Annotated in this window: 7 protein-coding genes; 5 read left to right on the top strand and 2 right to left on the bottom strand. The window is 63.9% G+C overall.

Going from position 1 to position 7,194, the window contains the following annotated elements; genetic code table 11:
* The first annotated feature begins 212 nt into the window (after positions 1-212).
* The 4 genes from hisS (at position 213) to ACTS1X_RS02460 (ending at position 4,278) form a co-directional block, all read left to right on the top strand.
* A complete protein-coding gene (hisS, locus tag ACTS1X_RS02445; protein ID WP_442612803.1) occupies positions 213-1,544 on the top strand; it encodes a histidine--tRNA ligase in 1,332 nt (443 codons plus the stop codon).
* Positions 1,541-2,608 (top strand): peptide chain release factor 1, encoded by a 1,068-nt coding sequence (gene prfA / locus ACTS1X_RS02450; protein WP_442612798.1) that lies wholly within the window; start codon positions 1,541-1,543, stop codon positions 2,606-2,608. The genes hisS and prfA overlap by 4 nt, the downstream gene beginning before the upstream one ends.
* A gap of 10 nt (positions 2,609-2,618) precedes the next feature.
* Positions 2,619-3,431, top strand: a complete 813-nt coding sequence (prmC, locus tag ACTS1X_RS02455) for a peptide chain release factor N(5)-glutamine methyltransferase (RefSeq protein WP_442612804.1) — start codon at positions 2,619-2,621, stop codon at positions 3,429-3,431.
* A 277-nt stretch (positions 3,432-3,708) separates the two neighbouring features.
* Complete coding sequence (locus ACTS1X_RS02460; protein ID WP_442612799.1) at positions 3,709-4,278, top strand: DUF4167 domain-containing protein; 570 nt, start codon at positions 3,709-3,711, stop codon at positions 4,276-4,278.
* Here the strand turns inward: ACTS1X_RS02460 and ACTS1X_RS02465 are convergent.
* Positions 4,275-4,586, bottom strand: coding sequence for a hypothetical protein (locus ACTS1X_RS02465; protein WP_442612800.1), 312 nt, complete (start codon positions 4,584-4,586; stop codon positions 4,275-4,277). The two genes, ACTS1X_RS02460 and ACTS1X_RS02465, sit on opposite strands and share 4 nt — an antisense overlap.
* 127 nt (positions 4,587-4,713) lie before the next feature.
* Here ACTS1X_RS02465 and ACTS1X_RS02470 point away from each other — a divergent pair, with 127 nt between their 5' ends.
* Complete coding sequence (locus tag ACTS1X_RS02470) at positions 4,714-5,142, top strand: CBS domain-containing protein (RefSeq protein ID WP_442612801.1); 429 nt, start codon at positions 4,714-4,716, stop codon at positions 5,140-5,142.
* A 15-nt stretch (positions 5,143-5,157) separates the two neighbouring features.
* Here ACTS1X_RS02470 and ACTS1X_RS02475 read toward each other — a convergent pair whose 3' ends face one another.
* Positions 5,158-6,636: a lipopolysaccharide biosynthesis protein gene (locus tag ACTS1X_RS02475; protein WP_442612802.1), complete on the bottom strand. Its 1,479-nt coding sequence runs from the start codon at positions 6,634-6,636 to the stop codon at positions 5,158-5,160.
* Positions 6,637-7,194 lie beyond the last annotated feature (558 nt).

The following is a 7,194-nucleotide window of genomic DNA, read 5'->3' on the forward strand; positions in this document are numbered from 1 at the left end:
TGCCCACGCAAAATCGCGGCACCGGCCCGCTCCCCCTCCCGGCCTCCCATGAGCTTACCCTACTGGGAGGCCGGGAGGGGGAGCGGGCCGGTGCCGCGCTCGACCGCCAGGTCGAGGCTGACGAAAACTCTGCCGCAGTTCCGCATAAACGGGATTCCGACAAAAACTCTCCTATTCCCCTAGCGCGTCAAAATGCTCTAGGGGAGCCGCCCATGGGAAATAAAGCGCGAAAAGACACGCCGCACGCCATTCGCGGCACGCAGGACATGATCGGCGACGAGGCCGAGCGGTTCGCGCATGTCGTCGACACGTTCGACCGGGTCCGGCGGCTCTACGGTTTCGGCCGGGTCGAGGTGCCGGTGTTCGAGGCGACGGCGGTGTTCGCGCGCTCGCTCGGCGAGACCACCGACGTCGTGTCGAAGGAAATGTATTCGTTCGAGGATCGCGGCGGCGATTCGCTCACCCTTCGCCCCGAATTCACCGCCGGCATCGCGCGCGCCTATCTCACCAATGGCTGGCAGCAATATGCGCCGCTGAAAGTCGCGACGCACGGGCCGCTGTTCCGTTACGAGCGCCCGCAAAAGGGCCGCTTCCGGCAATTCCACCAGCTCGATGCCGAGATTATCGGGGCCACCGAACCGGCGGCCGATGTCGAGCTGCTGGTGATGGCGGATCAGTTGCTGAAAGAATTGGGCGTTGCGGACGGCGTGACGCTGCAGCTCAACACGCTCGGCGACAGCGCGACGCGGGAAGCGTGGCGCGATGCGCTGGTCGCGCATTTCGAAGCGCATCGCGGCGACCTGTCCGAAGACAGCCGGGAACGGCTGGAGCGCAATCCGCTGCGCATCCTCGATTCCAAAGACAAACGCGACCGGCCGATCGCCGATGCCGCGCCGTCCATCGACGACGTGATGAGCGACGAGGCGGCCACCTTCTTCGCGAAGGTTACGGACGGCCTCGACGCGGCCGGCGTCTCCTGGGAACGCAACGCGCGCCTCGTCCGCGGCCTTGACTATTATCGCCACACGGCGTTCGAATTCGTCACCGACCGACTGGGCGCGCAGGGCACGGTGCTCGGCGGCGGGCGCTATGACGGGCTGATCGAAGCGCTGGGCGGTCCGGAAACGCCGGCGGTCGGCTGGGCCGCGGGGATCGAGCGGCTGGCGATGTTGGTGGACAGTGCGCCATCGGCTGTAATTGACATCGCTGTGATTCCCGCTGGTACGGAGGAAGAACTCGAAGCAACCACGATCGCAGAACAGCTTCGATCCGAAGGAATCAGTGTTGATGTGGCTTTCAAGGGCAACTTCAAGAAGAGGCTCCAGAAGGCGAACAAGGTCGGTGCGCGATATGCGGTTATTGTCGGGCTTGATGAGGCTTATGCCAATGAAGTCACGCTCAAAAATATGGAAAATGGCGCGCAGAAAAACATTGAAAAACAGCATCTTTTGGATAGCATCAGAAGACCTGAGATAATGGAGATGGTCTCCGGCAGCCCGATACAAGGTCGCCGTCGTCGCCTTCTTTTGGACGACAACGAATGACCACCATCTCCTCCGACCGTATCGACGCGATCCTGTCGCGCCATGAAGAGCTGCAGGGCCAGATGGCGGCGGGCGATCTGGCGCCCGACAAGTTCGTCGAACTCTCCAAGGAATATGCCGAGCTTGAGCCGGTCGCCGAAACGGCGCGCGAGCTCAAGCGGCTGCGCGACGAGCTCTCGGCGCTCGACGAGATGCTCGCCGATCCCGAGATGAAGGAGATGGCGGAGCTCGAAGCGGAGGAGCTCAAGGCGCGGATCCCGGAAGCCGAGCGCTCGCTTGCCGTCAAGTTGCTGCCCAAGGATGCGGCCGACGACCGCCCCGCCATGCTCGAGGTCCGCGCCGGCACGGGCGGGGACGAGGCGGCGCTGTTCGCGGGCGATCTGCTGCGCATGTATCAGCGCTACGCCGAGGAGCAGGGCTGGGGATTCGAGCTGATCTCGGCGAGTGCCGCCGATGTCGGCGGCTACAAGGAAGTCGTCGCCAACGTCACCGGCAAGGGCGTGTTCGCAAAGCTCAAGTTCGAGAGCGGCGTCCATCGCGTGCAGCGCGTGCCCGTCACCGAAAGCGGCGGACGGATCCATACGTCCGCAGCGACCGTCGCCGTGCTGCCCGAACCCGAAGAGGTCGATATCCAGATCGACGAAAGCGACCTGCGCATCGACGTGTTCCGCGCCTCGGGCCCCGGCGGCCAATCGGTCAACACGACCGACAGCGCCGTGCGGATCACCCATATCCCGACCGGCATCGTCGTTTCGCAGCAGGACGAGAAATCGCAGCACAAGAACAAGGCCAAGGGGATGAAGGTGCTGCGCGCCCGGCTCTACGAGCATGAACGCGCGATCGCCGAGGCCGAATATGCGGGCGCGCGCAAGTCGATGGTCGGCTCGGGCGACCGGTCCGAACGCATCCGCACCTATAATTTCCCGCAGGGGCGGGTCACCGATCACCGGATCAACCTGACCCTGCACCGCCTGCCCGAGATTCTCGAGGGCCAGCTCGACGAACTGGTGTCGGCGCTGATCGCCGAGGACGAGGCCGAGCGGCTCGCCCATATCGAGGATTGACGGCGTGACCGTGCGCGACGCCCTGCGCGCGGCGGCAGCGACCCTGTCCGCGACCAGCGGGACGCCGCGGCTCGACGCCGAGCTGCTGATGGCGCACGCGCTCGGCGAGAGCCGCGAGACGATGCTGTTGCGGCGTCTGGACGGCGAAGCCCCATCGGCGTTCGACGCGCTTGTCGGTCGCCGCGCGCGTCACGAACCGCTCGCCTACATCACGGGCATCCGCGAATTCTGGAGCCTCGATATCGAAGTCGGGCCCGGCGTCCTCATCCCGCGGCCCGACAGCGAGACGCTGATCGAGGCTGCGCGGCGGGCGCTCGCGAAACGGCCGCCGGCCACGATCCTCGATCTCGGCACCGGCTCGGGGGCGCTGTTGCTCGCCGCGCTTTCCGAATGGCCCGACGCCAACGGAGTCGGCGTCGATCGGTCGGACGCCGCGCTGGCGGTAGCCGAACGGAATGCGGAGCGGCTCGGCCTTGCGGATCGGGCCCAGTTCCGAAAGGGCGATTGGGGCGGCGGCGAAAAGCGGCGCTACGATCTCATCCTGTGCAACCCGCCTTATGTCGACCCGGCCGTGCGCCTGATGCCCGATGTTGCCGATTTCGAGCCCGAAGAGGCGCTTTTCGCCGCGGACGAAGGCTTGGCCGAGTATCGCCGGATCGTGCCGCAACTTCCCGGGCTGTTGGCCGAAGGGGGCGTTGCATGCCTCGAATTGGGGGCCGGCCAGTCTTCCGCCGTTTCCCGGCTTTGCGCCGATCAGGGCCTTGTTTCAAAGGTTTCGCTGGATTTGGCGGGGCAGGAGCGTTGCCTGCTTATCCACAGCTAGCGCCCGGTCCCAACTATATTTTTACTTGCATTTGGCAAAACGTAAGCGATATGGGCATGGGTGGAACGAAGGTTCTGGCAGCACACAGCGTTGAAACCTTCACCCCATGATCTCCATCGTCATGCCGCTGATGTCCGGCGGTTCTGGCAGCAGGACCGGCTTGGCCGGCCCTAAGGGAGAATATGTATCCGAGCGGCCGGGATGGGCCCGGCTGACCAAGCTGCGCGCGGGGGCGCGCTTTTTCCGGAACACGAAGGACTGAGGATTTTTTGCCTTGATGAATAATCGCAATTCGGGTCGTCGCCGCAGCCGCGGCGGCCGGCCAAATAACCGCGGGCCGAACGACGGCAATCGGCTGGACAATCGCGCACGCGGAAACGCCAACCAGCTTTGCGAAAAATACAAGTCCATGGCGCGCGATGCCCATCAGCAGGGCGACCGGGTGATGAACGAATATTATCTGCAGTTCGCCGACCACTATTTCCGGGTGCTCACCGAAACCAATTTGCGCAAGGAAGAGCAGCAGCGCGATCGCGAAGACAACAAGCCGAAGCGGCGCGCGGACGAGGCGGACGAACAGGACGAGCGTTCCGAAAAGAGCCAGCCGGACGACAAGCCCAAAAAGCGTCAACCGCGCGCCAAGACCAAGGCCGACGCGCCGGACGACGAAGCGCAGAGCATCGAGGCGGACCGGCTGCCGGCGGCGATTTCCGTTGCCGTCGAAGACGAGAAGGATGGGAAGTCGCTGAACGGTTCGAGCGAGGACGAGAAGAAGCCGGCGCGGCGCAGCCGTGCGCGCAAGCCGGGTTCCGACGAGGACGACAAGGGCGCCGCCGCCGAAGCCTAGTCGGTGATATCTGGACGGCGCGTGCTTTCCCGGCCCTGCGCATCGACATCGTCGTCATGACCCGAGCCTGAGCTCAGGAAAACCAGTCCCATGAGCGCGGCGGCCATGAACACTGTCAGGCCGACCCCGAAAGCCGTCGCCAGGCCGATGGCAATGGTCAGCCCGCCGCCATAATAATGCATCCAGGCAAGCGCGACGAGCGCCGCGGCGACGGACGCCGCCGCCATCCAGTTCAGCATCCGGCGGAAACGCGCCCAGGCGAATTGCGCATAATCGGGGTCGTCGAGTGTCGGTCCGTTTTCGGTCATGCCGCCCAATTGGCCATTCGGGCCATGATCATCAAGCCGGACTTGGCCGTCAAAGGCGCCCGCCTTCCCTTTGGCCGCGAAAAAGCGCATTATTGCCTGGCTGCATATCGCGATTGGGAGAGACGCTATGACGGTCAGCATCATTCTGGAGAACCGGGGCCAGGATACGGTCACGGCCTCGCCGGACATGAAGGTCTCCGAGGTGGTGAAGCTGTTCGCGGAAAAACGGATTGGCGCGGTGCCCGTCGTCGACGGGGGCAAGGTCGTCGGAATCATGTCCGAACGGGATCTCGTCCATTGCGTCGCGGCCGAGGGCAAGGACGGAATCGACAAGCCGGTTTCGGAAGTGATGACGTCCCCCGCGATCACGGTCGATCCCAACTACAACATATTGGCGGCGCTGGGCCTGATGACCAAGCGCCGCGTCCGCCATTTGCCGGTCGTCCGAGACGGCGCGATGGTGGGTTTCATCTCGATCGGCGATCTGGTGAAATACCGGATGGACCGGATCGAGCAGGACGCCCAGGCTATGCGCGACTATATCCAGGCCGTCTGACAGTGCGGATGGCCGTCAGGCGGCGATGGCCCGGCGTTTGATGATAAGCGCCCACATCTCGTCGACGAGGTTTCGGGCGAAGAACAGCAGGAGCGCGGCATAGGCTGCAACCCCGGTGGTCGCCAGCACGGCGAGGCGGGCGAACGGCGCCAATGGCGGCAGGAGCCAGTCGACGGCGGTGACGATGATGGCCATGGCAAGCGACGCCGCCAGCCCCGGCGCTATGGCGCGCGCGAGTTCGCGCAGCGAAACGCCGATGACCGGCATCGACAGGGCCATGGTGACGGCGGTCAGCAGCGGCATGCCGACCAGCCATGTGCGCGCCAGTCCGGTCACCCCGTAGTTCACGCCGATATAGAAGCCGGTCGCCATGATCGCGGCACCGGCGATATTGACGCGCAGTGCGATGCCCGGCCGGCCCATCGCGTTGGTCGCCGGTCCGAACAGGATCTGCAGCGTCATGAACGGCATCGCGAATGCGAGCAGCGAGACCAGCGGAACCGTGTCCAGCCATTGCTCGCCCAAAATCGATTCGACGAGCGGTTCGGCGGTAATCGCCAGGCCGAAATAGAAGGGCAGGACGGCGGTCAGGATCAGGCGTACCGAATTCGCGAAGGCCGGACCGATCGGCTGGGCATCGCGGTGCATCCGCGAATAGGCGGAGAAGGCGACGTCGTTGAGCGGCGGAACGAACTTCGAGACCAGGATCTGGGTGAGGAACAGCGCGGTCGTGTAGAGGCCGATGTCACGGGCGTCGTAGACGCGCCCGGCGATGAACACGTCGGACTGGCTCTGCAGGAACCAGAAGAACTGCGTGACGGTCAGCGCGCCGCCATAGCCGATCATCGCGCTCGCGCCGTGGAAGGAGAAGCTCGGCCAGACCAGCGAGCCGGCGGCGATGGTCATGGCGGCGGCGCGCACGGCGAACATCACGATCGGCGCATAGACGAGGGTCCAGACGCCATAGCCCATGAATGCCATGCTCAGCGCGGTGGCGGCGCCGGCGATCGAGCCGACCAGGTTCGCGATCGCCATCTTGCGATATTCGAGCGCCCGGCTGAGCAGGGCGAAGGGCAGCGCGAGAAACGGCGTCGTGAAAAACAGCAATGCCTGGGTCCGGAGGATGTCGACGAGCAGCGGCTGATGAAAATAGGCGGCGGCGAACGGCGCGACCAGATACTGGGCGGCGGCGAGCGCCAGGTTGATGAGAATCAGCAGACCGAACACCTGGCGGATCTGTTTCTTGCCGATCGATTCGCGCTGGATCAGCGAGCTGGCGAATCCGAATCCCTCGAGCAGGCTCAGAAAGGCGACGACGATCGCCGCCATCGCGACGAGGCCGTAATCCTCCGGATTGAGCAGCCGGATGACGAGGAACGTCGTCGCCCAGGTGATCATCTGCGCGACGATCTGGCTGCCCGAGCGCCAGAAAACGGCGCTGCGGACGCGATCGCGCAGCGATGCGGGGTTTGCCTCTTCTGAAAGCTCGGCCAAGGGCGGCGGGTCCTTTACGGTTATCGCTTGCTTAAGGCCCTAGCGGATTAAGGTGTAGGAGGCGTAAACCGCCATTTCGGGAGCGGCTCGAAAAATTTTGAAATAAAATTGCAAACAGGGTGTTGACCGAATCCTACAGCCCGCATATATGGCTGCTTCCCGACGCGGTAACGGGCACTGCCCCGCGACCCCACTGGGGACATTTCTTGTAAACGGTACCACCGTCTCCCTCTGCTACTCGTAGGGGACAGGAATTGTCGGCTCTTTGACATTGTTAGTTTGAATGAAGGGACATGTGGGCGGCGGCGCCCGGTCCGGAGACCTCAAGGCTCCGATCACCGGTTAATTTGTCGTTCCTGTTTGGATCCCGTCGGACTTGTCCGGTGGGTGTCTTACATGTCCTATCACGTATCCATTACGTAATAGAATGATTTGTGCAGGAACGGCTCCTAGAGACGATCCTGGATGTGCGCGGCTTTTTGCACGTGGCGTCCTTGATCGGTCATCAACTTGAGAGTTTGATCCTGGCTCAGAACGAACGCTGGCGGCAGGCCTAAC

This window comes from Parasphingopyxis sp., from assembly GCF_052168275.1.
Taxonomy (GTDB): Bacteria; Pseudomonadota; Alphaproteobacteria; order Sphingomonadales; family Sphingomonadaceae; genus Parasphingopyxis.

Coding starts and splice junctions, on each gene's coding strand:
- hisS (WP_442612803.1), top strand. CDS start 213: ATGGGAAATAAAGCGCGAAAAGACACGCCGCACGCCATTCGCGGCACG.
- ACTS1X_RS02465 (WP_442612800.1), bottom strand. CDS start 4,586: ATGACCGAAAACGGACCGACACTCGACGACCCCGATTATGCGCAATTC.
- ACTS1X_RS02460 (WP_442612799.1), top strand. CDS start 3,709: ATGAATAATCGCAATTCGGGTCGTCGCCGCAGCCGCGGCGGCCGGCCA.
- ACTS1X_RS02470 (WP_442612801.1), top strand. CDS start 4,714: ATGACGGTCAGCATCATTCTGGAGAACCGGGGCCAGGATACGGTCACG.
- prfA (WP_442612798.1), top strand. CDS start 1,541: ATGACCACCATCTCCTCCGACCGTATCGACGCGATCCTGTCGCGCCAT.